The following is a 26,362-nucleotide window of genomic DNA, read 5'->3' on the forward strand; positions in this document are numbered from 1 at the left end:
CCCCGATGCCGACAAACTTACTGCTGGTAAGTTGGCGACATGGCGCCCACTCACCATCGCGTGGTCATCGTCGGCACCGGCTTCTCCGGGCTCGGCATGGCCATCCGGCTGGCCCAGCGCGGCGAGCACGACTACGTCGTCCTGGAGAAGGCCGACGACGTCGGCGGGACCTGGCGTGACAACCGCTACCCCGGGTGTGCCTGCGACGTGCCCTCGCGGCTCTACTCCTTCTCGTTCGCCCAGTTCCCTTCGTGGTCAAGGGACTTCGCCACCGCGCCCGAGATCTGGGCCTACCTGCGTGACGTGGCGGACCGGTATGCCGTGCGCGACCGGATCGAGTTCGGCGCCGACCTGCGCACGGCCGAGTTCGACGAGAGGGCGGGTCGCTGGACGCTGACGGCAGCTGATGGCCGGCAGTGGACCTGCGACGCACTGGTCCTCGGCGTTGGGGCGCTGCACGAGCCCAAGCTCCCGGACATCGAGGGGCTGCCCTCTTTCGAGGGCGAGGTGATGCACACCGCTCAGTGGCCCGAGCAGGACGAGCTCGACGGGCGCCGGGTCGCGGTGGTCGGCACCGGCGCGAGCGCAGTGCAGCTGATCCCCGAGGTCGCGCCGCGGGCCGCCCACACGACCGTCTTCCAGCGCACGCCCGCATGGACCATGACCAAGCAGGACAAGGAGTGGAGCCCGAAACGGCAGCGGCTGTTCGCCCGCTGGCCGGCGGTGCAACGACTGGTGCGCTGGCGCACCTACTGGGCTCTCGAGGCGCGGGCGCCGATGTTCGTGCGGCTGCCGGTCCTCGCTGGGCTCGTCCAGCGGATGGCGCTGCGCGAGCTCGCCCGGGCAGTTCCCGATCCGCAGACCAGGGCGAGGCTGACCCCCCACTACACGATCGGCTGCAAGCGGATCCTGCTGTCCAGCGACTACTGGCCGACCTTCGCGCGCGCGGACGTCAGCCTGGTCACCGATCCGATCACGCGCGTCGAGCCGCGAGCGGTGATCACGGCCGATGGCACCCGCCACGACGTGGACGTCCTCGTCCTCGGCACGGGCTTCGACGTGAGCGGCAGCACGGACCGCATCGACATCCGCGGGCTGGACGGCGGCACGCTGCGCGAGGCGTGGAGCGACGGGATGCACACGAACCTCGGTATCACCGTCGCAGGCTTCCCCGAGCTCTACCTCCTGCTCGGCCCCAACACCGGGCTCGGCCACAACAGCGTCGTGACGATGATCGAGTTCGCAACGGACTACGTGCTCCAGGCGATCGACAAGGGTCGCGGCGGAGCACGGGTCGCCACGCGGCAGGCGCAGGACGCGTTCACCCGGGAGATGCTGTCCCGGTCGAAGCACACGGTCTGGGCGACGGGTTGCCGCAGCTGGTACCTCGACCGGTTCGGCAACAACACCAGCCTGTGGCCCGGGTCGACGATCGGCTACTGGTGGCGGACCCGCAGGGTCAACCCGTCCCACTTCGCGTCCGTGGACTCCCGTCCCAGCAAGCCATCACGCTCCATCCGACCAGAGGAATCCGTTGATGCACAAGCCGTTTGAGCGCGAACCGTTCGAACCCAAGGTCTCCATCGTCACCGGCGGTGCTTCCGGAATCGGTCGCGCCATCGCCGTCGAGCTGATCGCCCGCGGCAGTCACGTGGTGCTCGCTGACATCGACGGCGAGGCCGCGGTCCGCGCCGCCGCCGAGCTCGGTTCGCTGGCCAGCGCCGCCACCCTCGACGTCGCCGACGCGGCGGCTGTCACCGCCCTCGTGCGCCAGGTGGTCGCAGACCACGGACGACTCGACGTGATGGTCAACAACGCCGGTGTCGCCATCGGTGGTCTGCTCGAGGAGCTGGACGAGCGGCACTGGACCAAGGCTCTGGACGTCAACCTGCGCGGCGTGATCAACGGGGTCACGGCGGCTTACGAGGTCATGCGCGCCCAGGGCAGCGGGCACATCCTCAACACTGCGTCGCTCGCCGGCCTGATCCCGGCCCCGGCGATGCTGCCGTACACGACGACCAAGCACGCGGTGGTCGGCCTGTCGACCGCGCTGCGCGCCGAGGCGGCCGGTCTGGGCGTGCGGGTGAGCGTCCTGTGCCCCGGCTTCGTCGACACCCCACTGCTCGACGACATCTACGAGGCACCGGCCAGCTTTGGTGGCAGCAGCGTGCGTTCGCGTGTCCGGCTGCTGCAGCCGAGGTTCCTCACGGCCGAGCTCACCGCCAAGCGAGCCGTCGACGGGCTCGCCGCCAACAAGGCAGTCATCCCCGTCGGGGCCATGGCCCACCTGACCTGGCGAGGGCTGCGGTACGCGCCGGGGCCGACCCGCGCAATCATCCAGGCCCAGGCAAGCGGTGCCCGGCGTCTTGCCCAGCGGTCAGTTGCCAAGCAGCGCACCCACTGACTGACCTCGCTCGGCGGAACTGCGGCAGCTCGACACGCTGACGGTGTGGCGGTGTCGACGGTAGTGCGGACTGCATAGTACCGTCCACCACACACTATCGAGTCAGGAGGGGCGCGGATGGACACCACCCAGCTGGTCAAGGGGGTCCTCGACCTGGCGGTGCTGGCCGTGGTCGCCGACGAGGACGGCTACGGCTACGACATCGTGCGGCGGCTGCGCGCGGCCGGGCTCGAGGACGTTGGTGACGCGTCGGTCTACGGGACGCTGCGCCGGCTCTACAGCGGGGGAGCGCTGACGTCCTACGTCGTGCCGTCCGACGAAGGCCCGCACCGCAAGTACTACGGCATCAACGCGCAGGGCCGCGCCACCCTGCACACGCAGGGCAAGACGTGGGACGCATTCGCACAGACCATGGACGGTTTGCTCGAGGAAGCAGGGGTGAAGGCATGAACACGATGAAGCTGCCGACCGGCGAGGACGTCACGCAGTACATCGCCGCTGTCCGTGCCGAGCTGGCCGACCTGCCGCCGGACGACCTCGACGACCTGACGGGTGGTCTCGAGGCGGACCTGTCCGAGCTGGTGGCCGAGTCGCCTTCGGGGCTCGCCGGGTTGGCTTCGCCGCAGGAGTATGCCGCGGAGCTTCGGTCCGCAGCCGGCTTCCCCGTGCGTGCCGAGCAGTCGAAGCCCACCTGGTGGTCCCAACAGAAGGACCTGGCCCGTCGCGACCTTGCCAACCTGGCAGCCGACTACCCGGCGGTGCGCCAGGCGCGAGACCTCGCGATCGAGCTGCGTCCGGTGTGGTGGATCGCGCGCGGCGTCGCACTGGCGTGGCTGCTCGTGATCTGGGGATCCGTCAGCATGCTCCTCTACCCGCTGGCCATCATCGGCGCCGTGGTCTCGGTCTACGTCGGGCGGCGTGGTGCTGAGCTCGTCGGTTGGCCACGCCGTCTGCTGATGGCGGCCAACGCCGTGGCTGTGCTTGGAGTCGTCTTCGCCCTCGGAGCGGCCATCGCCTCGTCCCGCGGCTACGTGGGCTACAACAACGCGCCCTACCCGGAGCCCATGAGCGAGCCGGGTCTGCAGTTCAACGGCACGCCCAGCAGCAACCTGTACGTCTACGACAAGGACGGCAAGCCAGTCACAGATGTCCGGATCTTCACCGACACCGGTCAGTCGGTCGACCTGGCGGGTGGCTTCCTCGGCCCCGACGGGAGCCCGCTGCACGGCCCCGCCGACATCTACGGCCACCCGTGGGACAACACCTTCCCCCTCCCGACGGACCAGGGTGCCGGTGTGGACACGAACCCCGACGTCTGGACCCCGCCGAGCGCCATCCCGCCGCTGGGCACGGCCGCGACCGCGGCATCACCGACCACAGCTCCCACAGGGAGCCCGAGTGGCACCGTGACGACGCCGGGTGGGGCAGCCACGACCATGCCGACCACGTCGCCGCCAGTCCGCCCGACCTCCTCGCTACCGGTGCCGACCACCACGAACTAGCTGTCATCAACCCTGCATACAGGTGGTGTCTGGCTCAGTTGCCGGACGCGAGGCCTGCCAGCAGGAGGACGCAGGCACCGGCGGCGACCACGAAAAGGACGGCTATCCCGGCGAGGATCCCCAGGACGATGAACCGGGTCTTCTCGGCCACCAGACCGGTGATGAAGGCGCCGAAGAGGGCGAGGTCCAGCCCGAGCGTCGAGAACTGACCGAGTTCCGGGGGTAGCGACAGGGAGCTGGCGATGGCCCTCGGAATCGCTTGCAGCGCACCGGCGACGAACAGCGCAGGCAGGCACAAGGCCACGCCGGTCCAGAACTTCGCGACGTTGGACCGACCTCGCCGTGGCGATCGCCAGGGTCCACCGGAGGACGGGCCGACCGGGCCGCTCGGTGGCTGGCCGGGCGGACGCTGGCCCGGTGGCAGGCCGGGTGGCAGGCCGGGTGGGCTCCCGGGTGGTTGGCCGTACGGGTTCTGTCCGTAGGGGTTTTGTCCATGGGGGTTGGGCGGTGGCGGCTGTGTCATGACCGGTCCCTCTCACACGATCCACAGGTAGATGCCGACGCACGCGGCGACGGCGAGCAGGGCGAGGTAGGCCAGGACGAGGCGGGTGTCGCCGAGCTTGCACCTCGAGCGCAGCAGCCCGTCGCGTCGAGCCCGGGCGTAGCCCACGATGGCCAGCACCGCGAAGCCGAGCAGGGCCACCGGTCCCAGGACCCACCCCAGCAGGGCAATGGTCGCGAAGACGCACAACCGCAACGGGTCGTACGGCGCGGTGGTGCTGGGCGCCGGCTGGTCAGCGTGGGGCGGCGCCACCTGACGCGGGTCCGGTCCGCTCGTCACGACGATCCCCCTCGAGCTGGGCTCGCACCCTGCGCCATCGGCAGCCCCACGGCCGTCGAGATCCGTTGCTGTGACAAGGGACGCCAGGCTTGCACCGCGCAGAACGGGGCGCACTGGTGGCTTCCCTCGTCGCTCACCGTGGCGACGTGGACGCAGCACTGGGTGAGGCGTTCCTCGATCATGGTGTTCATGTCCATGAAGGGCTTGACGGTGACGCGCAGGACGCGCTCGCCGAGGAGTGCGCGGAGCTTCTCGCGCTGCCCCGGCAGGCGCCCGGCAGCCAGTGTCGCGAGCGTGCCGATGCCGAGGTCGCAGCCGGAGCAGACGTCGCGCCAGATGTTCGCCATCGACGGATGTGACAGGGACGACTGCTCGGACAGCAGGTCGAGCAGGGACTGCTTGACGGCCGATCGGAGCGAGGCGGGCAGGGCGTCGTCGGCGATCCGGTTGGCGAGCACGTCGGGTTCGAGATCGAGCCACTGCTTGAGCCGTTCGTGCCCGACGAGGGAGACCAGCGAGCGCCAGGTGCCGGAGTCGTCGCGCAGCAGGTAGCCCACCGAGCAGCAGTGGGGGTGCGAGCAGGGCAGCGCGGTCAGGTCGCGCCAGGTCACCTGTCCGGCGGTCTGTCCTTCGAGCCGGGCGAGGACACCCGTGTGCGTCAGACGGTCGTGCGGGTCGATGCCCGCGCTGCGACCCGAGCCGAACACCGGCTGGATCGTCACCCCGCCGACGTAGGGGGTGTCGAGGGCCCGCTTGACGACGAACCCGATCTCGTCGTCGTTGACGCCCAGGGCGGCTGTCATCGTGAGGGTGGTGAAGATACCGGCGCCGGAGAGCCGGTCGATCGCCTGCTCCTTGAACCGGCGGATGTCGGCGCCGCGGTGGTGGGTGGAAGCCTGCGCCGACTCGCCGTCGTACTGCAGGTAGACCTCGACCCGGTCCCGGTGCCGGCGCAGCAGGTCGAGCATCGCGTCATCCTTGGCGATGGTCAGCCCGTTGGTGTTGACCAGGACCCGCACGATCGGTCGTGCCGCCACCGCGTCGAGCAGCTCGGCCAGCCATGGGTAGAGCGTCGGCTCGCCACCGCTGAGCATGAGGACGTCGATCCGGCCGTTCTCACGGGACAGGCGGGCGTCGATCGAGGCGAGCACCTGGTCGAGCGCCACGACCGACGCCAGGGCCGGCGCCGACGCCGCGAAACAGGTCGGGCACTTGAGGTTGCAGTGGTCGAGCAGGTCCTCCAGCAGGATGCAGGTGTGCTGGGTCTGCATCTCGGGCAGCCCGTAGGCGTAGGCCGCGGGCACCGGCGTGAAGTTGCCCGCCACGTCCGGGGTGTGCACCTTGGTCGGCGCCGTCCACTCCTCGAGGTAGGTCAGGATCTCGGGCGACTCGTCATAGAGGGTGCGGACGAGGCCATGGGTGGCGCAGCCGCGCTCCAGCCAGATCCGGCCGTCGCGCTCCACCAGCCACCCGGACAGCCGGTGCACCTCGGTGAGCGCGCGGTCGGGCTGCTCCTCGTGGCACAGGGGGCAGAACGCGTTGACGTAACGGTGGATGCGGTCGCCACGCAGCGGCATACCGGGTCCGGTGCGGGTGCTCACGCGACCACTGTCTCGTGCCGCAGGCTCGCATAGGCGCCGCAACGCGCCTGCAGCGCGACCCGCACGAGGATCAACGGCACCGTCACCGCGAGGAACAGCTGGGGTCGGGTCAGGCCCAGCCAGGCGACCTCGTTGCCGCGGACGTACTCGAGCAGGAACCTGGCGATGCCGTAGGCACCGAGGTACCAGACCAGCAGCTCGCCGCTGGGCACCGGCCGGTGGCGCAGCCACCACCAGATCACGGCGAATGCCGCGGCGTGGAAGGCGATCTCGTAGAGGAACGACGGGTGCAGCGGTATGCCGGCCGGCGCGCCTGTGCGCGCGGCGGCGGCGTCGCCGAGGGTGATCCCCCACGACGTACCCGTCGGCGTGCCGGGCCGCTCGGTGAGCAGGCAGCCGATCCGACCCACGGCCATGCCCAGGGCCACGGCGGGGGCGAACAGGTCGCCGGTGCGCAGGCGATAGCCGCTCAACCGCTTGGCGAGGTGCACGCCTGCCCAGGCGCCCACGAGGCCACCGAGGATGCTGCGGTTGCCGTAGGCCCACTGCTCGGCGAGCGAGGCGTTCTGCCGGAGGTCGACGTGCTGCAGCCAGGTGCCGAGCCGCATGAAGACCGCCCCGCCGACCAGCCCACCGGTCACCACGGCGAGGAGCCGCTCGTCGGTGCTGCCGCGCCGGCGCGCCTCGAGGGCGAAGATGCCGATGGCGGTGAGCACCCCGAGCGCGACGAACGCCGAGTGGGTGTCGACAGCGAGGTCGAACCCGAACAGATCCCCCAACGTGGGAAACACCGACGCCCCTTCCGGTCGGGCCCCAGCGTGGCACGAACGGCACGCGCGCGCGGCATACTTGGCCCGCCCCCGTGGCCCAACTGGCAGAGGCAGGCGACTTAAAATCGCCACAGGTACGGGTTCGATCCCCGTCGGGGGCACCATCAGGACGGTCGCGCCGCCAGAGAAGTGGGCTGGTCGTCCACAGGGGCGTCCGTCGGGAACTTTCTCCCCTCCCTCGCACGTAGTCTGGGGTGAGCGGCTGACCGCAGGGCCGCCCTACGCCTCCAAGGAGACACGCATGGCCAGCAACCCGGTGTTCGACCGGATCGAGAAGGAGTCCCGTCAGGGCTACGCCGGCTTCGGCCGCGGCGGCGCACCGACGCAGCCGACGGCGGGCCGGGCGGCCACCGACGGCATGTCCAGCCAGCAGCTCCAGGACCTCTACAACCAGCCCGCAGCCGGGCCGGTCCAGACCAAGCGCCTGACCATCGACGACGTCGTGATGAAGACGCTCGGACTGTTCGCCATCGTGCTGATCTTCGGCGCCGTCGGCTGGCAGCTCTCGCCGACCTACGGCATCGGGATCTGGGGTGTCGGCCTGGTGGGGATCCTGGGTCTGGGCCTCGTGATCGCGTTCAAGAAGACGATCAGCGTGCCGTTGATCCTCGCCTACGCCGTGTTCGAGGGCTTGTTCGTCGGGGCGATCAGCGAGTCCTACAGCACGTACTTCGACCGGGCCACGGACACCCCGATCTTCCAGGGCATCGTCGCCCAAGCGGTCCTGGCGACCCTGTCCGTGTTCGCCGGCATGCTGCTCGCCTACAAGACCGGCATCATCAAGGTGACCGAGAAGTTCCGGCGCATCGTGACGATGGCCGTCGTCGGCTACGCGATCTTCGCGCTCATCAACCTGGTCTACGCCTTGGTATCGGGTAACTCGTTCGGCATCGGCGGCTCGGGTCCGCTCGGCATCGGCATCTCGCTGTTCGCCATCGGCCTGGCCTCGGCCATGTTGGCCCTCGACTTCGACTCGATCGACCGGGCCATCGCCGCGGGCGCTCCCGAGAAGTACTCGTGGCTGCTGGCGCACGGCCTCATCGTCACTCTGGTGTGGCTCTACCTCGAGATCCTGCGCCTGCTCGGGCGCCTGCGCAACTGACGTGCCCCCGAAATCGCCTGTGCCGCAGGAGGTTTCGGCGGAACTACAGCGCGTGGTCCGGCGGTGGCAGCAGCTGCCGCTGGACCGCGCACTGTCGTGTATGCCGCGGGCGCGGCTCCTGCTCGATGACCTCGCCGCGCCTGCGCGACAGGTCCCTGACCTGGGTCCGGCCGTCCTGATGGACCAGCTGACCGTCCTGGTCTACGACGCGTGTGCAGCGGACGCCGAAGCTGGCGGCGACCTCGCCTCTCGCCTCGGCGACCTGCGCCGCGAACTGGGCTGATTCGAGGTGTTGTCCGACTGAAATCGGGTCGGACAACACCTCGAATCAAGGGGGCTGTGGATGAATGGCGTCCGGGTGGAGCCGGCTTCGCGATGCTGTGGGAGTGTCAGCTGAACGGAGGTCTCGCGCCGAGCTCGCGGACCTTGCGCCCGATGGGGTGATGAGCCGCGCCCAGCTCCGTGCCCAAGGCTGGGACTTCAGGTCCGTCGGCCGGCAGGTCGGTAGTGGCCGGTGGGCGCTGCACGGGTTGCAGACGGTCGCGCTGCATACTGGTCCGCGGGGCGAGTCCGCCCATCGGCAGCGCGCGCTGTGGGAGGTGGGGAAGGGCATCGCTGCCCTTGATGGCGTGACCGCCCTACAGGTGGCAGGCCTCCAGGGCTATGACGACGACCGCATCCACGTGTCCGTCAAGCACACGGCCAGGGTGGCCGAACCATCCGGCGTGCTGTTGCACAAGGTGATCAGGCGGGTCCCGGACGAGCTGGTCGGCGTCGGACCCACCAGGACCCGACCGGCGGTGGCCGCCGTCCGGGCAGCCCACTGGGCGGTCAGCGATAGGCAGGCTGCCTTGCTCCTGGCGATGCCCGTCCAACAACGCCTCGTGACCGGCGCTTCACTGCTGGCCGCAGTACGGGAGATCCGTGGCAGGAACCGCAGGAGGTTCATCAGCCTGGTAGCGCTGGATGTGGCCGACGGTGCGCAGTCGTTGGGCGAGCTGGACTTCGCCAGGCTTTGCCGGTCTCGCGGGCTCCCGACACCCAGCCGGCAGGCATTGAGGTCAGGTTGGCGGGGGAGGGTCTACCTCGACGTCAGCTGGGACGACATTGAGCTGGCGGTGGAGATCGATGGTTCGCAGCACACGTGGGGTCTGGCGCTCAGCGACGACCATTTCCGACAGAACGACCTGGTCATCCGGGGCGACAGGGTGTTGCGCATGACACTCATGGGACTCCGGCTGCAACCTGATGCCTTCATGGACCAGGTCTGTCGAGCCCACGCAATCATGCGGGCCCGCGCAGCCTGACCTCCACCGTTCGAGGTGATGTCCCACCGGAATCCGGTGGGACATCACCTCGAATCATCGAGTGCGGCTGGGCTAGCTGAGGCGTTCGTAGATGATGGCCATGCCCTGGCCGCCGCCGACGCACATCGTCTCGAGGCCGAACTGACCGTCGTGGGCGGCCAGGCCGTTGAGCAGGGTCGTGGTGATCCGCGCCCCGGTCGAGCCGAACGGGTGGCCGAGGGCGATCGCGCCGCCGTGCACGTTGAGCTTGTCGAAGTCCATGCCGAGGTCGTCGGCGGAGGGCAGCACCTGGGCGGCGAACGCCTCGTTGATCTCGTAGAGGTCGATGTCACCGATCGCCATGCCGGCGCGGGCGAGCGCCTGGCGCGAGGCCTCGACCGGACCGAGGCCCATGATCTCGGGGGACAGGCCGGAGACGCCGGTGGACACGACGCGGGCCAGTGGGGTCAGCCCGAGCTCCTTGGCCTTGGTGTCGCTCATGACGACCACCGCGGCGGCGCCGTCGTTGAGCGGGCAGCAGTTGCCGGCCGTGATGGTGCCCTGCTCGCGGAACACCGGGTTGAGACCCTGCAGCGCTTCGAGCGTCACGCCGGCCCGGGGGCCGTCGTCCTTGCTCACGACCGTGCCGTCGCCCAGGGTCACGGGTGCGATCTCGCGCTCGAAGAACCCGTCGGCGATGGCCTTCTCGGCGCGGTTCTGGCTGCTCACGCCCCACTCGTCCTGGCGCTCGCGGGAGATGCCGCGCAGCGTGGCGACGTTCTCCGCGGTCTGCCCCATCGAGAGGTAGACATCGGGCAGCAGGGCCTGCTGGCGCGGGTCGGTCCACGTCTCGTTGCTCTTGGCGATCTGCTCGCTGCGGGCGGCGGAACCGGCGAACTTGGGGTTCTGGTCGTCGCCCGAGGAGCCGCCGGCGCCGGCCCAGTTGGTGTACTGCGACACGCACTCGACACCACCGGAGACGAAGATGTCGCCCTCGCCGGCCTTGATCGCGTGGAAGGCCATCCGCGTCGTCTGGACCGACGAGGCGCAGAACCGGTTGATCGTGGAGGCCGGCAGCCCGTCGAACCCGGCCAGCACGGAGATGACACGCGCCATGTTGGAGCCGTGGCGGCCGGAGGGCTCGGCGCAGCCCCAGTAGAGGTCCTCGACCAGCGTCGGGTCGAGCTCGGGGATCTTGGCCAGCGCGGCACTGATCACCTGGACGGACAGGTCGTCCGGGCGGATGTCCTTGAGCGAGCCCTTGAACGCGCGCCCGATGGGCGTGCGGGCGGTCGAGACGATGACGGCTTCGGTCACGGGGGTTCCTCCTCATGCAGCAGGTGCGAGGGGCCGCGAGATAAGCGGCCGCTTAGTCAGCCTCGATGGTATGCCGTGTGGCTGGGTCCGTGGGTGTGTCGTTGCTCTCGCCGACCCCGTCCGCAGACTCCAGCATGGGCAGGTCTGTTCCCGCGCCGGCGGCAGTGCCGAGAGCCACCTCGACGCCCGGTCCGGCGACCGCCTCGACCCCGCCCTCGTCGCCCTCGTGGCGGTCGGGCACCGGGTTGTGGGGACGGCGCAGCAGCATCGCCCAACGACCGCGGGGGCCGCGGCTCTGGCCGGCGATCTGGGTGGCGCTGACCTCCGTCCCGGGGTCGCGCACGGCATACACCGCTGCCACCGCAACGGGGCCCACGCCCTCGCCGCGGCGCGTGTCGGGAGCACGCTCCTCGGTGGGCTCGCCGGACCAGACGCCGAGGGCGGCATACACGCTGGGCAGCAGGGCTGAAGCCGCGCGGGCATAGCCCGCAGGGGAGGGGTGGAAGCGGTCGGCGCTGAACATCTCGTGCGGGCGCTCGGCGAACTCCGGTCCGAGGAGGTCTCCGAGGGACACCGTGCGGCCGCCGGCTTCGACCACAGCGACGGTCTGGGCCGCTGCCATGTCGCGGGACCAGCGCCGCCCGATCAGCCGCAGCGGCTGCGGGATCGGCTGGATGGTGCCCAGGTCGGGGCAGGTGCCGACGACGACCTCCGTGCCGAGGGCGCGCAGGGCGCGCACCGTCGTCTCCAGGTGGCGGACCGCCACGGCCTTGTTGATCCGGTGGGTCACGTCGTTGGCGCCGACCATGATGATGGCCACGTGTGGACGGGCCACCTGGTCCAGGGCGTTGGCGAGCTGGAGCTCCAGCCCGGACGACTCGGCACCCACGACGGCGGTGTTGGTGAGGTGGACCGGTCGGCCGGTCAGGGCCGAGACGCCGTTGGCGATGATCGCGCCGACCGTCTGGTAGCGGTTGTCCGCGCCCATGCCCGCCGCGGAGGAGTCGCCGAGGACGATCAGCTCGACCGGGTCGCCGACACCGGAGCCATAGGACCCGTTGTCGTCGGGGGAGCCGTCGAAGGGCTGGCCGACGATCCGGCGGGCCACTTTGGCCTCGGCCTTCAGGACGCCGTAGGTCAACGCGCCGAGCGCACCGATGCCCGCAGCGAGGCCGCCACCGCCGTAGGCAGCAGTGGCAGCGATCTTGCGTGCACGCCGAGCCCGACCCATCGGCAGACCCCTCTCCTGGCTGGTCCCTGTCTCGCTGGTCCCTCTGACGTTAACGGCTGACCATGACATGGTGTGCCCCCTCCCCCTCCGATGGTGCGCCGGGGGTGTGCGTTAGGGCTCCACCAGTTGTGGGAGACGCGCTGGATGCCGTCGGACAGGCGGTCTTGGGGGCCGTCCACCATCTGAGAGGATGAGCCGGTGAAGTACGCAGAGCACATCGCCGACCTCGTCGGGAACACGCCCCTCGTCAAGCTCAACTCGGTCACCGAAGGGATCGCCGCGACGATCCTGGCCAAGATCGAGTACATGAACCCGGGCGGGTCGGTGAAGGACCGCATCGCGCTCAAGATGGTCGAGACGGCCGAGGCGTCCGGCGAGCTCAAGCCCGGCGGCACCATCGTGGAGCCCACCTCCGGCAACACCGGCGTCGGTCTGGCGCTGGTCGCCCAGCGCCGCGGCTACAAGTGCGTGTTCGTGTGCCCCGACAAGGTGAGCCAGGACAAGCGCGACGTGCTCAAGGCCTACGGCGCCGAGGTCGTGGTCTGCCCGACCGCCGTCGCCCCCGACCACCCGGACTCCTACTACCAGACGTCCGACCGGCTGGTCCGCGAGATCGACGGCGCCTGGAAGCCCAACCAGTACGCGAACCCGATGGGACCTGCCTCGCACTACGAGAGCACCGGGCCCGAGATCTGGGACGACACCGACGGCCTCGTGACCCACTTCGTGGCAGGTGTCGGCACCGGCGGCACGATCACCGGCACCGGCCGCTACCTGCGTGAGGTCTCCGACACCCGCGAGGGTGGCCGCGTGCGGGTCATCGGCGCCGACCCCGAGGGTTCGGTCTACTCCGGTGGCACCGGCCGCCCCTACCTCGTCGAGGGCGTGGGCGAGGACTTCTGGCCGACGGCCTATGACCCCAAGATGGTCGACGAGGTGATCGCCGTCAGCGATGCCGACTCGTTCGAGATGACCCGTCGCCTAGCCAAGGAGGAGGGCCTGCTCGTCGGAGGCTCCTGCGGCATGGCCGTCGTGGCTGCCCTGCGTGCCGCGAAGGACCTTCCCGCGGACGCCGTCGTCGTCGTGCTGCTGCCCGACAGCGGCCGCGGTTACATGTCCAAGATCTTCAACGACGACTGGATGAGCTCCTACGGCTTCATGCGGTCCGCCGACCAGAGCACCGTCGGCGAGCTCCTGCACAAGAAGGCCGGCGACATGCCGGCCCTCGTCCACACGCACCCCACCGAGACCGTCCGCGACGCCATCGAGATCCTGCACGAGTACTCCGTGTCGCAGATGCCGGTCGTCGGAGCCGAGCCGCCCGTCATGGCCGGCGAGGTGGCCGGGTCGGTCAGCGAGCGGGCGCTGCTCGAGGCGCTGTTCAACGGCAGCGCGCACCTCACCGACTCGGTCGACAAGCACATGGAGCCGTCGCTGCCGCTCGTGGGCGCCGGCGAGCCGGTCTCCGTGGCTCGGCACGAGCTCGAGAAGGCCGACGCGATCATGGTCGTCGAGGACGGCAAGCCGGTCGGCGTGCTGACCCGCGCGGACCTGCTCATCGCGCTGGTCGACTGACAGGCTCAGCTCACCGCAGCCGTCGTGCCATGTCCGGTCGCGGCGGGAGCATCGCGTCGGGGTGCAGGATGCCGACCAGCGCCTCGACGCCGTCGACGAGGCGCGGCCCGGGTCGCGCGAAGCTCGCGTTGGCGTCAACCGCCCAGACAGGTATGCCGGGTGGCAGCTCGCCGGAGTCGATCGCCTTGCGTGCCAACGCCGCTGACCCCTCGAGGTCGTAGCCGCAAGGGGCGCACACGACCACTTCGGGTGCACTGTCCCGGACTGCGTCCCACGTCACGCGCACCGACTTCTCCCCAGCATCCCCGAGCACGTTGCGGCCGCCGGCCACGGTCACCATCTCGGGCACCCAGTGTCCGGGGGCGAAGGCCGGGTCGGTCCACTCGAGGACGAGCGCCCGCGGTCGGGGCGCATCGAGCACGGCCCGCTCCACGGCATACAGGCGCTGGCGCAGGCCGGCCACGAGGGCACTTGCGGTGCCCTCGAAGCCCGTGGCGGTGCCGAGGGTGAGGACCGACTCGAGCACCTCGTCGAGGTTATGCGGGTCGATGGTGAGGACGTCGGCGCGGCACCCCAGGAAGGCGAGGGCGTCGTCGACGACGGACACGTCGACCGCGCAGACGGCACACAGGTCCTGGGTGACCACCAGGTCGGCGTCGAGCGCGCCCAGGGCGCCGGCGTCGAGGTGGTAGAGGTCCTCGCCGGCGGCCATCGCCTTCGACACGAAGGCGTCGATGTCGTGGGCGGACAGGCCTTCGGGGATGGCGGTGGTCGAGACGATCGTGCGCTCGCGGGCCTGCGCGGGTGTGTCGCACTCGAAGGTGACCCCGACCACCTGGTCACCCGCGCCGATGGCGAACAGGATCTCCGTGGTCGAGGGGAGCAGGGACACGATCCGCATGCTCCAGACCCTACGCAGCGCGGCCGCGACAGCAGCGTCGGAGGCACCGGTGAGAGATCGATTCTGACGTTTCTGCAGGTCAGGGGCGCTTTCAACGCGCGAAACGGACGAACCACGCGTAGGTTCCCCCGGTGGGTGCGTTGCGCAACCACCTGACGTGAACAGCGAGGAGTGGCCCATGACGACAGCAGCAGCCCCCACCGAGACCGGAGCGGTGCGGAGCCTGATCCCCTTCAGGATGGACCGCCTGCCCTGGGCGAGGTTCCACTGGCTGGTGGTCGTCGGTCTCGGCGTCTCCTGGATCCTCGACGGGCTCGAGATCCAGCTGGTCTCCAACGCCGGCTTCCAGGACAGCCTCCACATGAGCTCCACCGAGGTCGGCTTCGCCGGCACCATCTACCTGATCGGGCAGGTGGTCGGTGCGCTCACTTTCGGCCGCCTCACCGACAAGCTGGGTCGCAAGCGGCTGTTCATCATCACCCTGGCGATCTACCTGGTCGGCTCCGGCATCGCCGGGCTGGCCTGGACACCGTGGTTCCTCTACGTGTGGAGGTTCGTGGCGGGTCTGGGCATCGGCGGCGAGTACACCGCGATCAACTCCGCCATCGACGAGCTCATCCCCGCGAAGTACCGCGGCCGGGTGGACATCGCCGTCAACGGCACCTACTGGGCCGGCGCCCTGCTCGGTGCCTTCGCCAGCTTCTGGCTGCTGGATACCGACCGCGTCGCGGCGAACGTCGGCTGGCGGATCGCGTTCTTCATCGGCCCGGTCATGGGTCTGGTCATCATCTGGCTGCGCCGGCACATCCCGGAGAGCCCGCGCTGGATGGTGACCCACGGCCAGGGTGAGGAGGCCGACCGGATCGTCGACGAGATCGAGGCCTCGGTCAAGGCGCAGGGCAAGGAGCTGGCGCCCGTCGACGAGAGCAAGGCGATGGTGATCAAGGCCAAGGAGGAGATCCCCTTCAAGGACCTGGTCCACGTCTTCGTCAAGAAGTATCCGTCGCGCACCGTGCTGGGCCTGACGATGATGATCACGCAGAGCTTCCTCTACAACGCGATCTTCTTCACGTATGCGCTGGTGCTGCAGAACTTCTACCACCTCGACAAGTCGGCGGCCGCGATCTACTTCATCCCCTTCGCGATCGGCAACCTCGCCGGGCCGCTGCTGCTCGGCCACCTGTTCGACACCATCGGTCGACGCAAGATGATCTTCGCGACCTACATGGTTGCCGGTCTGGTGCTGCTGGTGTCGGCGTTCCTGTTCAAGGCCGGAACGCTGAACGCAACGACCCACACGATCTTCTGGTGCGTGTCGTTCTTCTTCGCCTCGGCGGGTGCGTCCTCGGCCTACCTGACGGTCAGCGAGATCTTCCCGCTCGAGGTGCGCGGCCAGGCGATCTCCTACTTCTTCGCCATCGGACAGATCTTCGGTGCCCTGGGGCCGGTCCTGTTCGGCGCCCTGGTCGGTGAGGGCAAGGAGCGCAACCCGCTGTTCTGGGGCTACATCCTCGCCTCGTCGATCATGATCCTCGGTGCGGTCGTCGCCATCAGGATCGGCGTCGATGCCGAGGGCAAGGGCCTGGAGGACATCGCCGAACCGCTCAGCAAGGTCAGCGACGACGGGCCGGTCGAACCGGCTCGCGCGTAGGAGGCGGACACATGGAACCGGACGAGTCCCAGCCCTACACGATCGTGGTCGGCGTCAGCGCGACGTCGAAGTCACCCACGGCCCTGCACTGGGCGGCCGAGCTGGCCGCCCTGCGCGGCGGCCGGGTGGTGGCGGTGCGAGCCTGGCGGCCGACCCCGCCGCAGACCGCATCGCGGGTCACCCCGTCGCCGATCACCGAGGACGCCGGTGCAGCGCAGGCTCAGGCCCTGGCCGACCTGCAGGCGGACGTGGCCGAGGTGCTCGGTGGCGGCCATGGCGTCGAGGTGCGCCTGGTCCACGGCGGCAAGCGACGCAGCCTGCTGGTGGCTGCCGAGCATGCTGACCTGCTGGTCATCGATGCGCCTCGCCGGCTCGACATCTCGGCCATGCCGGGCTTTGCCATGCGCCTGGTCTCCAGCGCGAGCTGCCCCGTGGTGGTGATGCCGCCGCGCGTCTCGGGAGCCCCTCGGAGTGCGCTCGAACGCGCAGCCGGCAGCATGGCCCGCAACGTCACCGAGGCCGCCGGCCGCGCAGGGCGACCGGGGCTGAGCCACCCCCGTCCACCGGCCTAGGTGCAGGTATGCCGCGTGGGCGACCACGCGGCATACCTCGCCTGGGTGCTCGGGTTAGGTTGGCACCATGGAGAACTGGGAATCTCCGGTCGAGCGGGCGATCCGCGAGGCACAGGAGCGCGGGGAGTTCGACAACCTGCCCGGCGCGGGCAAGCCGCTGCGCAACCTCGGCAGCCCCGACGTCGAGGACCCGGACTGGTGGGTCAAGGGGCTGGTCCAGCGCGAGCAGCTCGACATGACCGCGGCGATGCCGCCGGCCATCGCGCTGCGCAAGGAGGCGGCCACGTTCCCCGAGTCGCTCCTCGAGCTGCGCACCGAGGAGAGCGCCCGCATCGTGCTCGAGGACTTCAACCACCGGGTCAAGGTGGACCGGCTGCGTCCGGCCGTCGGCAACCTGCCGCCACTGCTCGCGCGCACCGTCGACGTGGACGACCTCGTCGGGCAGTGGCGCGCTCTGCGGGCCCTGCGCGCTCAGTCGGCGGCGGACCCGCCTCGTCGCGAGGCCGCCTCAGCGCCTGGCTCCCGTCCCGGCTCGTGGTTCGCTCGGCTGTTGCGCCGTACTTCGGCCAGCTGACCTACCCCGAGCCCGGGCGATGCCGCCGCGCGGCCGTGCCTTGGTGCCGCTTCCGCCGCGAATGCACTCACCTCTCGGGACGTGGCGTGCATTCCTGCCACGTCCGCCACGAATGGCGCCTTGGGCGGCCGTCGAGCAGCCGTTCGTGGCGTCGGAGCCACGAACGGCCCGGACTCCGACGTCAGCTGCGGCGCTCCCGGCCTCTGCGCCTCGTCCGTTCGGACCGAGCCGGGTGGCAAAGGTGCGAAGTCGGCATTTCGGGCGGTCGCACCGCCCTAGCCTCGCGTCATGCGCTCTCGCCTCGCCCTCGCCGCCGTGCCCGCCGTTGCCCTGACCTTCGGGCTGCTCGCCCCGGTGTCCGCCGAGGCCGCCGTGCCCGCCATCCGGATCACCCAGATCCAGTACGACTCGCCCGGCTCGGACAAGGGGTCCAACGCCAGCCTCAACAGCGAGTGGGTGCGGATCACCAACACCACGGCGCAGAACCGGTCGCTCAGCGGCTGGACGCTGAAGGACAAGCAGGGCTTCACCTACCGGTTCCCGAGCTTCACGCTCAAGGCCAAGACCTCGGTCGTCGTCTACACCGGCAAGGGCAGCGCGACGAGCACCAAGCGCTACTACAACCGCTCCTGGTACGTCTGGAACAACACCGGCGACTCGGCCTACCTGCGCGACAGCAAGGGCGTCCTCAAGGACTCCTGGACGTTCAAGGACGCCAGCGCCGCCGCGTACCGCGTGAGCCGTTGAACGGCTGACCGAACCCCTGAGCTCAGGCGCCTGAGTCGTTCACCCGCAGGACGCTCTCCTGGGAGGGCAGCTGGTCCTGCTTGACCAGGCCGACGGGGCAGGTCATCCCGTTGGGTCCGTGGTTGCAGTAGCCGCCGGGGTTCTTGTAGAGGTACTGCTGGTGGTAGTCCTCGGCGTAGTAGAACGTGCCGGCGTCCTCGGCTGAGCGGATCTCGGTCGTGATCGTGCCGAAGCCGTTGTCGGACAACACCTTCTGGAACGCCTCGCGGGTCGCCTCGGCAGCGCGCGCCTGGTCGGGCGTGGTCCAGTAGATGGCCGACCGGTATGCCGTGCCGATGTCGTTGCCCTGCCGGTTGCCCTGGGTGGGGTCGTGGTTCTCCCAGAACTCCTTCAGCAGCAGCTCGGGCGTGGTCACCTGCGGGTCGTAGGCCACGAGCACGGCCTCGGCATGGCCGGTCAGGCCGGTGCAGGTCTCCTCGTAGGTCGGGTTCGGCGTCAGGCCACCCATGTAGCCCGCCGCCGTCGTCACGACCCCGGGCAGCCGCCAGAAGATCCGCTCGGCTCCCCAGAAGCACCCCATCGCGATGTAGAGCACCTCGGTCCCCTCGGGCCAGGGCCCCTCGAGCGGGGTGTGCAGCACGACGTGCTCGTCGGCGATGTGGAACGGACGCTGCTCGCGTCCGTGCAGGGCGTTCTCGGCGGTGGGCAGGGTCGTCTTGGCACGCGATCCGAATATCACGACCGTTCCAACGCCTGCCTGCGGGCGACTGTTCCATCGAGGGGTTCTGGCCCTTGCGGGGCTCACCAGCCCGCTCACCGGCCAAACTGGTTGGCGCCGGTGGTGCCCGCCCGGGCAGGGTGGACGGATGGTCACCCTCACCCTGATCGACGACCCCGACGGGGCGCAGCGACGGCTGTTCGACGACTGGGTGGAGGTCCTCGCCGCGGACGGCCGACACGTCTTCGGCGCCGACCACACCTCCTGGTCGGCTGACGAGCTGCGCGAGCTGGGTCGCAGCACCGACCGCCCTCGGATCTCGTGGGCGGCCGTCACCGACGACGGGACGGTCGTGGGCGCCGCCGGGTTGGTGATGCCTCAGCACGACAACAGGACGCAGGGTGTGGTCATCGTGGTGGTCCACCCCGATCACCGGCGGCACGGCGTCGGCACGCTGCTGCTCGAGCACACCGAGGCCGTGGCCCGCGAGCACGGCCGCACCCTGTTGCTGACCCAGACCCAGTGGCCAGTCGACGGGCGCGACGAGAGCGGCGAGGAGTTCGCCGCCCCCCACGGGTATGCCGGTGCGCAGACCGTGCTGCGCAGCTCGCTGTCCCTGCCCGCTGACCGGGCGCGGCTGGAAGCTGCGTCGTCCCGGACCGGGGACGGCGCGGACGGCTACGTCATGCAGACCTGCTGGGACGGCATACCCGAGGAGTGGTTGGCGGGTCGCGCGGAGCTGAGCCGGCGGATGAGCACCGACATCCCGTTCGGCGACCTCCAGCTCGAGGAGGAGAGCTGGGACGAAGTCCGGGTCCGGGCCGAGTACCAGCGCATCGCGGCCATGGGACGGCGGGCGGTCGACACCTTCGCCGTCCACGAGGCCAGCGGGGAGCTGGTCGGCTACACGCAGGTGCAGGTGCCGCGCGGCGCCCTGGTGGCGTTCCAGCAGGACACCCTGGTCATGCGGGAGCACCGGGGACACCGGGTGGGGTTGCGGATGAAGGCGGCCAGCACGCTTGCCCTGATGGCCGAATCCCCGACCACGACGAGCGTGCGGACCTGGAACGCCGACGACAACGCGCCCATGCTGGCGGTCAACCACGCGGTCGGCTACGTCCACGACGCGATGATGCGCGAGTGGCAGAAGGAGGCGCCGTGAGAGACGACCCGGTCGACGCCGACCTCGGAACGGTGGTCTCGATCCATGTCGCGAAGGCCACCAAGCTGCCGATGCGACCCGTCGAGTCTGTCGTGGCGGAAGCCGGGGCCGGCCTGGTGGGTGACCGTTACCACGGCTCGAAGCACCGGCACGTGACGGTGCAGTCGGCACCGTCGTTGGCGCAGGCAAGCCACGCCCTGGGGGCAACCGTCGAGGCGGGCGCGACCCGTCGCAACATCACCCTGTCGGGTGGTCCGGTCCCCGGCCGGCCGGGCACCCGGATCCGGATGGGGGAGGCGCTGCTCGAGGTGGTGCGCCCAGCGGCGCCGTGTCGCCTGATGGACGACCTCATCGGGCCGGGGGCCAGGAAGGCCCTGCACGCCAGGGGTGGCACGGTCTTCCGGATCCTCGAAGGAGGGGTCATCCGGGTGGGTGACCCGGTGGTGCGGGAGGGGTCCTGAGCGGGGGCTAGCCTTGCCGCCATGACCGAGCAGAACAGCAGCGACCAGGGCTTCTCGACGCGTGCGATCCACGCGGGACAGGAGCCCGACCTGGGCACCGGAGCCGTGATCACGCCCATCTTCCAGGTCTCCACCTACAAGCAGGACGGGATCGGCGGCTTCCGCGGCGGCTACGAGTACAGCCGCTCGGCCAACCCGACCCGGACGGCGCTGGAGGAGTGCTTCGCGGCGCTCGAGGGCGGTGCCCGCGGGTTCGCGTTCTCGTCCGGGCTGGCCGGTCAGGACACCGTGCTGCGCGCGCTGCTCAAGCCGGGCGACCACGTCGTCGTGCCGAGCGACGCCTACGGCGGCACCTACCGGCTGTTCAACAAGGTCCTCTCCACCTGGGGTGTCGAGCACACCATTGCCAAGATCGCGGACGTCGAGTCGGTGCGTGCCGCGATCCGCCCCGGGCAGACCAGGATCGTGTGGGTCGAAACGCCCACCAACCCCCTGCTCGGGATCGCTGACATCACCGCCCTCGCTGAGATCGCACACGAGGCCGGCGCCCTGCTCGTCGTCGACAACACGTTCGCGTCGCCCTACCTCCAGCAGCCGCTGGCCCTCGGGGCCGACATCGTCACCCACTCGACCACCAAGTACTGCGGGGGTCACTCCGACGTCGTCGGCGGCGCGGTCGTCGTGGGCAAGGACATCACCGTGCCGGGCTTCGAGGACGCGGTGGATCGCGTTGCCTTCCACCAGAACTCGATGGGTGCGGTCGCCGGCCCGATGGACGCCTGGCTGGTCCTTCGCGGGCTCAAGACGCTGGCGATCCGGATGGAGCGGCACAGCGACAACGCCGAGCGGGTCGTCGACTTCCTGCTCGGCCACCCGGCCGTCAGTGCGGTCCACTACCCGGGGCTGGAGAGCCACCCCGGCCACGAGGTCGCCAAGCGCCAGATGAAGCGGTTCGGCGGGATGATCTCGTTCCAGGTCAAGGTCGGCGAGGACGTCGCCGTCAAGGTCTGCGGCGAGACGCAGCTGTGGACCCTGGGGGAGTCGCTCGGTGGCGTCGAGTCGCTCATCGAGCACCCGGCCCGGATGACGCACGTCTCCGTTGCCGGCACCGAGCTCGAGGTCCCCGCCGACCTGATCCGGCTGTCGGTCGGCATCGAGGACGTCGAGGACCTCATCGCGGACCTCCAGCAGGCCCTCGACCGGCTCGGCTGAGCAGGCAGTGACAAGGGCGGGCGGCTTCAGGCGGACATGTGACGCAGCTGCTGTGTGTCGACTTCGGCTCGACCTTCACCAAGGCGGTGCTCGTCGCCGCAGACGGAACGGTGGTCACCACCGCGTCGACACCGACGACCATCGGCACCGACGTCCTCCATGGCTACCGCACCCTGCGCGCCGAGCTCGCCGCTCACGGTGCGGTCGACGAGGTCCTCGCCTGTTCGAGCGCGGGCGGCGGACTGCGGCTCGCCGTCGTCGGTTATGAGCGCGAGGTCACCGCGCAGGCCGGCCACCGGGTCGGGCTGAGCGCCGGTGCGCGGGTTGCCCACGTGACGTCGGGAGCGTTGTCGGGCGCAGCCGTCCGACAGCTGCAGGCCAGTCGCCCCGACCTCGTGCTGCTGGTCGGGGGCACCGATGGAGGCAACGCAGAAGTGTTGCTGCACAACGCATCTCGACTCGCCAAGGCGCGCATCACGGCACCCGTGGTGGTGGCCGGAAACGCCGACGCGCGGGCCGAGGTCGAGGCGAGGCTGTCCTCCACGGGGCGGTCCTTCACGGTGGCAGACAACGTGCTGCCCGCGATCGGCGTCATCGCACCGGAGTCGGCGCGGGCCGCGATCCGGCGGGTCTTCCTCGAGCACGTCATCGGCGGCAAGGGGCTGTCGCGGGGTCCTGACTTCGCGGCGATGGTCCAGGCGCCGACACCCGACGCGGTCCTCGACGGGGTGGCTGTGCTCGCCGAGCACCTGGACGGCGACGTCTTGGTGGTCGACATCGGCGGGGCCACCACCGACGTCTACTCCGCCCTGCGCCCGCAGGGCGAGGACGCCGGGCTCGCCAAGGACGTCGTCGCGCCGCTGTGGCACTCGCGCACCGTCGAGGCCGACCTCGGCATGCGGTGGAACGCCGAGGGGATCGTGGAGGCCGCGCACCGCGAGCAGGTGCCCCTCCCCGAAGGCATCGAGGCGTATGCCGCGCGCGTGGTCCGCGACACCGGGCACCTTCCGGTGGGCGACGGTGAGTGGGGGTTCGACCTGGCGCTCGCGAGGGCTGCCGCCGTCGTGGCCGTGCGCCGCCATGCCCGTCCGCCCGGGCCGGGCGCCGGCGCGAGGCCGCTTGCCGACGTGCAGGTGGTCGTCGGGTCCGGCGGCGTGCTTCGGCATGCGACGCCGGAGGGTCGCGATTCGGTGCTCTACGCCGTGGCCACGGACCACGCCGGCGGCTGGAAGGTGCCGCGGGCGGCAGCGGTGGTGACGGACACGGCATACCTGCTGTTCGCGGTCGGGCTGTTGCGCGATACGCACCCCGAGGCCGCGCGGGCGCTGGCACGGACCGTGGTCGGCGGGACTGTCGGTGGTGGGTCGTAGCGTCGCTCCCTGACCGGGGTCGCGCTGGCGTGGGTGCATGAGGGCTTGCCGTCGCGATCAGTAACGCGATATAACGTGTCTGGATAAACGCGATATAACGCGAATGGGAGGACCGGAAAATGGTTGGTTCGGCGATGAGGCCCCGGCCTATGGTCGAGGCATGACCTCCCTGGCGATCGAGGCGGAGCACCTCGTCAAGCGGTTCGGTGACCAGACGGCGGTCGACGACGTGAGCTTCTCGGTGCCGGAGGGTTCGGTCCTGGGACTGCTCGGGCCCAACGGCGCAGGGAAGACGACGACGGTGCGGATGATGACCACGCTCTCCAAGCCGACGAGCGGCACAGCCCGCGTCGCCGGGCACGACGTGCTGCGCGAGCCTGATGCGGTGCGTCGGTCGATGGGTCTCACCGGCCAGGCCGCCACCGTCGACGAGCTGCTCACCGGTCGCGAGAACATCCGGCTGATCGGCTCGCTCTACGGGCTGTCCTCGAGCTACGTCAAGGCGGCCGGCTCCGACCTGCTGGAGCGGTTCTCGCTGAGCGAGGCGGCCGACCGCACGGTCAAGACCTACTCAGGCGGCATGCGCCGACGGCTCGACCTCGCCGTCAGCCTCATCGCCACGCCGCGCGTGCTGTTCCTCGACGAGCCCACGACGGGCCTGGACCCCCGCAGCCGTGTTGAGCTGTGGGAGGTCCTGCGTGGGCTGGTCAAGGACGGCACCACGCTGCTCCTCACGACCCAGTACCTCGAGGAGGCCGACCAGCTCGCCGACCGCATCGTCGTCATCGACCGCGGCCAGATCATCGCCGAGGGCACCCCGCTCGAGCTCAAGGACCGCAGCGGCAAGGCGAGCCTGGTCCTCACCGTCTCGCGTGCGGAGGACCTGCAGACGGCCGCCGAGATGCTGCGCCAACGCGTGTCCGAGGTGCACGTCGACGAGGCCGCACGCCAGCTGACCGCGCCGGCCGAGGGGCTGCGCGACATGACCCGGATCGCGGCCGTCTTCGAGGACAGCGCGATCGAGCTCGACGACCTCGGCCTGAAGCGACCGAGCCTGGACGACGTGTTCCTCCACCTCACCGGCCACCGCGCCGAGGACACCGACGCAACCACCGACGAGGAGCAGGCGTCATGACAACCGAGACCACCACCCGCGCGTCGGCCAGCGGCATCGCCCGGCCAGAGATCAGGCCCACCGGGCTGTTGCGCCAGTCGCTGGCGATCACCCGGCGCAACCTCATCCACATCAAGCGGATGCCCGAGATGCTGATGGACGTCACCATCCAGCCGGTGATGTTCGTCCTGCTCTTCGCCTACGTCTTCGGTGGCTCGATCGCCGTCCAGGGCTCGCCGGCCGGCTACCGCGAGTGGCTGATGGGCGGGATCATGGGGCAGACGATCGCCTTCGCGTCCTTCATCGTGGCGGTCGGGCTCACCGCCGACATCGACAAGGGCATCGTCGACCGGATGCGGTCGCTCCCGATCAACCCGTCCGCGGTGCTCGTGGGGCGCAGCATCTCCAGCCTGCTGCACTCCAGCATCGGCATCCTGGTCATGTCCGTGACCGGGTTGTTCGTCGGCTGGCGGATCAGGGGCAGCCTCGCGGAGGCCGTGCTGGCCTACGCCCTGCTGCTGCTCTGGGGTTTCGCCATGATCTGGGTCGGGATCCTGGTCGGGTCGGCCATGCGGTCGGTCGAGGCCGTCAACGGCCTGATGTTCACGACGATGTTCCCGATCACCTTCCTGGCCAACACCTTTGCGCCGACCGACAAGATGCCGCACGGGCTGCGGGTGGTCGCCGAATGGAACCCGATCTCCTCGCTCGTCCAGGCGGTGCGACAGCTGTGGGGCAACGACATCCCGGTGCCGGCCGACGCACAGCTGCCGATGCACCACCCGGTCATCACCACGCTGATCTGGACGATCGGCCTGACTCTGGTCATCGCGCCGCTCGCGATCCGGGCCTTCAACAAGCGCACCCAGGGCTAGTCATCGACCGGTCGCGGAGGGACTAGCCTTCGCGGCATGGCATCACCGACGCTGTCCGTCACCCTCGACGACGTGCGCGCTGCGCAGGACCTGCTCAGCGGCGTCGTCCGTCCCACCCCGCTCGAGTACAGCCGGGCGCTGTCCGACCGCGTCGGCGCCGAGGTCTTCCTCAAGTGCGAGAACCTCCAACGCGCGGGGTCGTTCAAGATCCGCGGCGCGTACACCCGGATGGCCAGGCTCTCCGACGCGGAGAAGGCACGCGGGGTGGTGGCGGCCAGCGCGGGCAACCACGCCCAGGGCGTGGCCCTGGCCGGCCAGCTGCTGGGCATCGACGTCAAGGTCTACATGCCCCATGGCGCGCCCATGCCCAAGCTGATCGCCACCCAGGCCTACGGAGCCACGATCGAGCAGGTCGGGACGACCATCGACGAGTGCCTGGTCAAGGCACGCGCCTGGGAAGCCAGCAACGGCGCGGTCCTCATCCACCCGTTCGACCACCGCGACATCGTCGCGGGACAGGGCACCGCCGGGCTGGAGATCCTCGACCAGTGTCCCGACGTCAGGACCATCGTGGTCAGCACCGGTGGTGGCGGACTGCTCGCCGGGATCTCGGTGGTGGTCAAGGCTGCTCGGCCCGACGTCCGGATCATCGGCGTGCAGGCCGAACAGGCCGCGGCCTACCCGTTGTCGTTGGCGGCGGGAAAGCCCGTCGCCTTTGCCAACATGCAGACGATGGCCGACGGCATCGCGGTCGGGATGCCGGGCGACGTGCCCTACGCCCTGGTCCGCGACCTCGTCGACAGCATCGAGACGGTGAGCGAGGAGGAGCTGTCCCGCGCGCTCCTCTTCGTCCTCGAGCGCGCCAAGCTCGTCGTCGAACCCGCAGGTGCTGCCGCCGTGGCCCACCTGCTCGACCGTGCAGGGCAGCAGCAGCTCGACGGCCCGGTCGTGGCGGTCCTGTCCGGTGGCAACATCGACCCCCTCCTCCTGCTGCGCATCCTCCGACACGGCATGGCCGCGGCGGGACGCTACCTGCAGTTCCGGGTGCGGGTCTCCGACCGCCCGGGCCACCTGGCCAAGCTGCTCGCCGACTGCGCGGCGGTGGACGCCAACGTCCTCGAGGTCGAACACATCCGCACGGGCACGACGATCACCGTCGACGAGGTCGAGATCGGGCTGCAGCTGGAGACCCGCGGCAAGCAGCACTGCGACGAGGTCCTGAGCGCGCTGCGCGGCAAGGGCTACCAGCTCAAGTTCGGCTGACCGGCACCCTCCCGGGCGACTGGCGCACACTCCTGGGCGACCGGCATACGCCC

General features: G+C 70.1%; 27 protein-coding genes and 1 tRNA gene. 20 read left to right on the forward strand and 8 right to left on the reverse strand.

Annotated elements, in window-relative coordinates; translation table 11 throughout:
• Positions 1-39: 39 nt before the first annotated feature.
• The 4 genes from EAH86_RS00140 (at position 40) to EAH86_RS00155 (ending at position 3,906) form a co-directional block, all read left to right on the forward strand.
• The gene (locus tag EAH86_RS00140) at positions 40-1,554 is read left to right on the forward strand and encodes a flavin-containing monooxygenase (RefSeq protein WP_140736620.1); all 1,515 of its coding nucleotides are present in this window, start codon (positions 40-42) and stop codon (positions 1,552-1,554) included.
• Positions 1,538-2,404, forward strand: coding sequence for an SDR family NAD(P)-dependent oxidoreductase (locus EAH86_RS00145; protein WP_140736621.1), 867 nt, complete (start codon positions 1,538-1,540; stop codon positions 2,402-2,404). Before EAH86_RS00140 ends, EAH86_RS00145 begins: the two co-directional genes overlap by 17 nt.
• Before the next feature lie 117 nt (positions 2,405-2,521).
• Positions 2,522-2,854: a PadR family transcriptional regulator gene (locus EAH86_RS00150; protein ID WP_140736622.1), complete on the forward strand. Its 333-nt coding sequence runs from the start codon at positions 2,522-2,524 to the stop codon at positions 2,852-2,854.
• Positions 2,851-3,906, forward strand: a complete 1,056-nt coding sequence (locus EAH86_RS00155) for a hypothetical protein (RefSeq protein WP_140736623.1) — start codon at positions 2,851-2,853, stop codon at positions 3,904-3,906. Before EAH86_RS00150 ends, EAH86_RS00155 begins: the two co-directional genes overlap by 4 nt.
• Before the next feature lie 34 nt (positions 3,907-3,940).
• Here EAH86_RS00155 and EAH86_RS20375 read toward each other — a convergent pair whose 3' ends face one another.
• Genes EAH86_RS20375 through EAH86_RS00175 form a run of 4 tightly spaced genes read right to left on the reverse strand, consistent with a single transcriptional unit; the run spans position 3,941 to position 7,139 of the window.
• Positions 3,941-4,429: a hypothetical protein gene (locus EAH86_RS20375; RefSeq protein WP_140736624.1), complete on the reverse strand. Its 489-nt coding sequence runs from the start codon at positions 4,427-4,429 to the stop codon at positions 3,941-3,943.
• 12 nt (positions 4,430-4,441) lie between these two features.
• Complete coding sequence (locus EAH86_RS00165) at positions 4,442-4,747, reverse strand: hypothetical protein (RefSeq protein ID WP_241668098.1); 306 nt, start codon at positions 4,745-4,747, stop codon at positions 4,442-4,444.
• A complete protein-coding gene (locus EAH86_RS00170; RefSeq protein WP_338325216.1) occupies positions 4,744-6,348 on the reverse strand; it encodes a radical SAM protein in 1,605 nt (534 codons plus the stop codon). Before EAH86_RS00170 ends, EAH86_RS00165 begins: the two co-directional genes overlap by 4 nt.
• Positions 6,345-7,139, reverse strand: coding sequence for a prolipoprotein diacylglyceryl transferase (locus EAH86_RS00175; protein WP_140736625.1), 795 nt, complete (start codon positions 7,137-7,139; stop codon positions 6,345-6,347). The genes EAH86_RS00170 and EAH86_RS00175 overlap by 4 nt, the downstream gene beginning before the upstream one ends.
• Before the next feature lie 65 nt (positions 7,140-7,204).
• Here EAH86_RS00175 and EAH86_RS00180 point away from each other — a divergent pair.
• The 4 genes from EAH86_RS00180 to EAH86_RS00195 all read left to right on the forward strand — a co-directional run bounded on the left by EAH86_RS00180 (position 7,205) and on the right by EAH86_RS00195 (position 9,587).
• Positions 7,205-7,282: transfer RNA gene (locus EAH86_RS00180), tRNA-Leu, on the forward strand.
• A 137-nt stretch (positions 7,283-7,419) separates the two neighbouring features.
• A complete protein-coding gene (locus EAH86_RS00185; RefSeq protein WP_140736626.1) occupies positions 7,420-8,280 on the forward strand; it encodes a Bax inhibitor-1/YccA family protein in 861 nt (286 codons plus the stop codon).
• A gap of 52 nt (positions 8,281-8,332) precedes the next feature.
• Positions 8,333-8,563, forward strand: coding sequence for a hypothetical protein (locus EAH86_RS00190; protein WP_241668099.1), 231 nt, complete (start codon positions 8,333-8,335; stop codon positions 8,561-8,563).
• 103 nt (positions 8,564-8,666) lie between these two features.
• Positions 8,667-9,587, forward strand: a complete 921-nt coding sequence (locus EAH86_RS00195) for a hypothetical protein (RefSeq protein ID WP_140736628.1) — start codon at positions 8,667-8,669, stop codon at positions 9,585-9,587.
• A 72-nt stretch (positions 9,588-9,659) separates the two neighbouring features.
• Here EAH86_RS00195 and EAH86_RS00200 read toward each other — a convergent pair whose 3' ends face one another.
• Entirely contained in the window at positions 9,660-10,883 is a 1,224-nt protein-coding gene (locus tag EAH86_RS00200; RefSeq protein ID WP_140736629.1) for an acetyl-CoA C-acetyltransferase, read from the reverse strand.
• Between the two features lie 52 nt (positions 10,884-10,935).
• Positions 10,936-12,114, reverse strand: coding sequence for an SGNH/GDSL hydrolase family protein (locus EAH86_RS00205; RefSeq protein WP_140736630.1), 1,179 nt, complete (start codon positions 12,112-12,114; stop codon positions 10,936-10,938).
• Positions 12,115-12,312: 198 nt separating this feature from the next.
• On the opposite strand from EAH86_RS00205, the gene EAH86_RS00210 reads away from it, so the two are divergent.
• Complete coding sequence (locus EAH86_RS00210) at positions 12,313-13,689, forward strand: cystathionine beta-synthase (protein WP_140736631.1); 1,377 nt, start codon at positions 12,313-12,315, stop codon at positions 13,687-13,689.
• A 10-nt stretch (positions 13,690-13,699) separates the two neighbouring features.
• Here EAH86_RS00210 and EAH86_RS00215 read toward each other — a convergent pair whose 3' ends face one another.
• The gene (locus EAH86_RS00215; RefSeq protein ID WP_140736632.1) at positions 13,700-14,590 is read right to left on the reverse strand and encodes a cobalamin-binding protein; all 891 of its coding nucleotides are present in this window, start codon (positions 14,588-14,590) and stop codon (positions 13,700-13,702) included.
• Between the two features lie 178 nt (positions 14,591-14,768).
• Between EAH86_RS00215 and EAH86_RS00220 the strand changes: the two genes are divergently transcribed.
• The 4 genes from EAH86_RS00220 to EAH86_RS00235 all read left to right on the forward strand — a co-directional run bounded on the left by EAH86_RS00220 (position 14,769) and on the right by EAH86_RS00235 (position 18,134).
• A complete protein-coding gene (locus tag EAH86_RS00220) occupies positions 14,769-16,241 on the forward strand; it encodes an MFS transporter (protein WP_140736633.1) in 1,473 nt (490 codons plus the stop codon).
• An 11-nt stretch (positions 16,242-16,252) separates the two neighbouring features.
• Positions 16,253-16,813: a universal stress protein gene (locus tag EAH86_RS00225; protein WP_140736634.1), complete on the forward strand. Its 561-nt coding sequence runs from the start codon at positions 16,253-16,255 to the stop codon at positions 16,811-16,813.
• A 67-nt stretch (positions 16,814-16,880) separates the two neighbouring features.
• Positions 16,881-17,387, forward strand: coding sequence for a DUF1992 domain-containing protein (locus EAH86_RS00230; protein WP_140736635.1), 507 nt, complete (start codon positions 16,881-16,883; stop codon positions 17,385-17,387).
• 288 nt (positions 17,388-17,675) lie between these two features.
• Complete coding sequence (locus EAH86_RS00235) at positions 17,676-18,134, forward strand: lamin tail domain-containing protein (protein WP_140736636.1); 459 nt, start codon at positions 17,676-17,678, stop codon at positions 18,132-18,134.
• A gap of 22 nt (positions 18,135-18,156) precedes the next feature.
• On the opposite strand, the gene msrA is transcribed toward EAH86_RS00235, so the two are convergent.
• Positions 18,157-18,870, reverse strand: a complete 714-nt coding sequence (msrA, locus tag EAH86_RS00240; RefSeq protein ID WP_425325207.1) for a peptide-methionine (S)-S-oxide reductase MsrA — start codon at positions 18,868-18,870, stop codon at positions 18,157-18,159.
• 130 nt (positions 18,871-19,000) lie between these two features.
• Between msrA and EAH86_RS00245 the strand changes: the two genes are divergently transcribed.
• The 7 genes from EAH86_RS00245 to ilvA all read left to right on the forward strand — a co-directional run bounded on the left by EAH86_RS00245 (position 19,001) and on the right by ilvA (position 26,309).
• Positions 19,001-20,014 carry a GNAT family N-acetyltransferase gene (locus EAH86_RS00245; RefSeq protein ID WP_161988531.1) on the forward strand — a complete coding sequence of 338 codons (1,014 nt, stop codon included), beginning with the start codon at positions 19,001-19,003 and terminating at the stop codon, positions 20,012-20,014.
• Complete coding sequence (locus EAH86_RS00250; protein ID WP_241668100.1) at positions 20,011-20,475, forward strand: MOSC domain-containing protein; 465 nt, start codon at positions 20,011-20,013, stop codon at positions 20,473-20,475. The genes EAH86_RS00245 and EAH86_RS00250 overlap by 4 nt, the downstream gene beginning before the upstream one ends.
• 21 nt (positions 20,476-20,496) lie before the next feature.
• A complete protein-coding gene (locus EAH86_RS00255; protein WP_140736639.1) occupies positions 20,497-21,687 on the forward strand; it encodes a cystathionine gamma-synthase in 1,191 nt (396 codons plus the stop codon).
• A 38-nt stretch (positions 21,688-21,725) separates the two neighbouring features.
• Positions 21,726-23,057, forward strand: coding sequence for a glutamate mutase L (locus tag EAH86_RS00260; RefSeq protein WP_140736640.1), 1,332 nt, complete (start codon positions 21,726-21,728; stop codon positions 23,055-23,057).
• Positions 23,058-23,217: 160 nt separating this feature from the next.
• A complete protein-coding gene (locus EAH86_RS00265) occupies positions 23,218-24,192 on the forward strand; it encodes an ATP-binding cassette domain-containing protein (RefSeq protein WP_140736641.1) in 975 nt (324 codons plus the stop codon).
• A complete protein-coding gene (locus tag EAH86_RS00270; protein ID WP_140736642.1) occupies positions 24,189-25,046 on the forward strand; it encodes an ABC transporter permease in 858 nt (285 codons plus the stop codon). The genes EAH86_RS00265 and EAH86_RS00270 overlap by 4 nt, the downstream gene beginning before the upstream one ends.
• A 36-nt stretch (positions 25,047-25,082) precedes the next feature.
• Complete coding sequence (ilvA, locus tag EAH86_RS00275) at positions 25,083-26,309, forward strand: threonine ammonia-lyase (protein WP_194150720.1); 1,227 nt, start codon at positions 25,083-25,085, stop codon at positions 26,307-26,309.
• Positions 26,310-26,362 lie beyond the last annotated feature (53 nt).

This window comes from Pedococcus bigeumensis (assembly GCF_006438965.1).
Lineage (GTDB): Bacteria > Actinomycetota > Actinomycetes > Actinomycetales > Dermatophilaceae > Pedococcus > Pedococcus bigeumensis_A.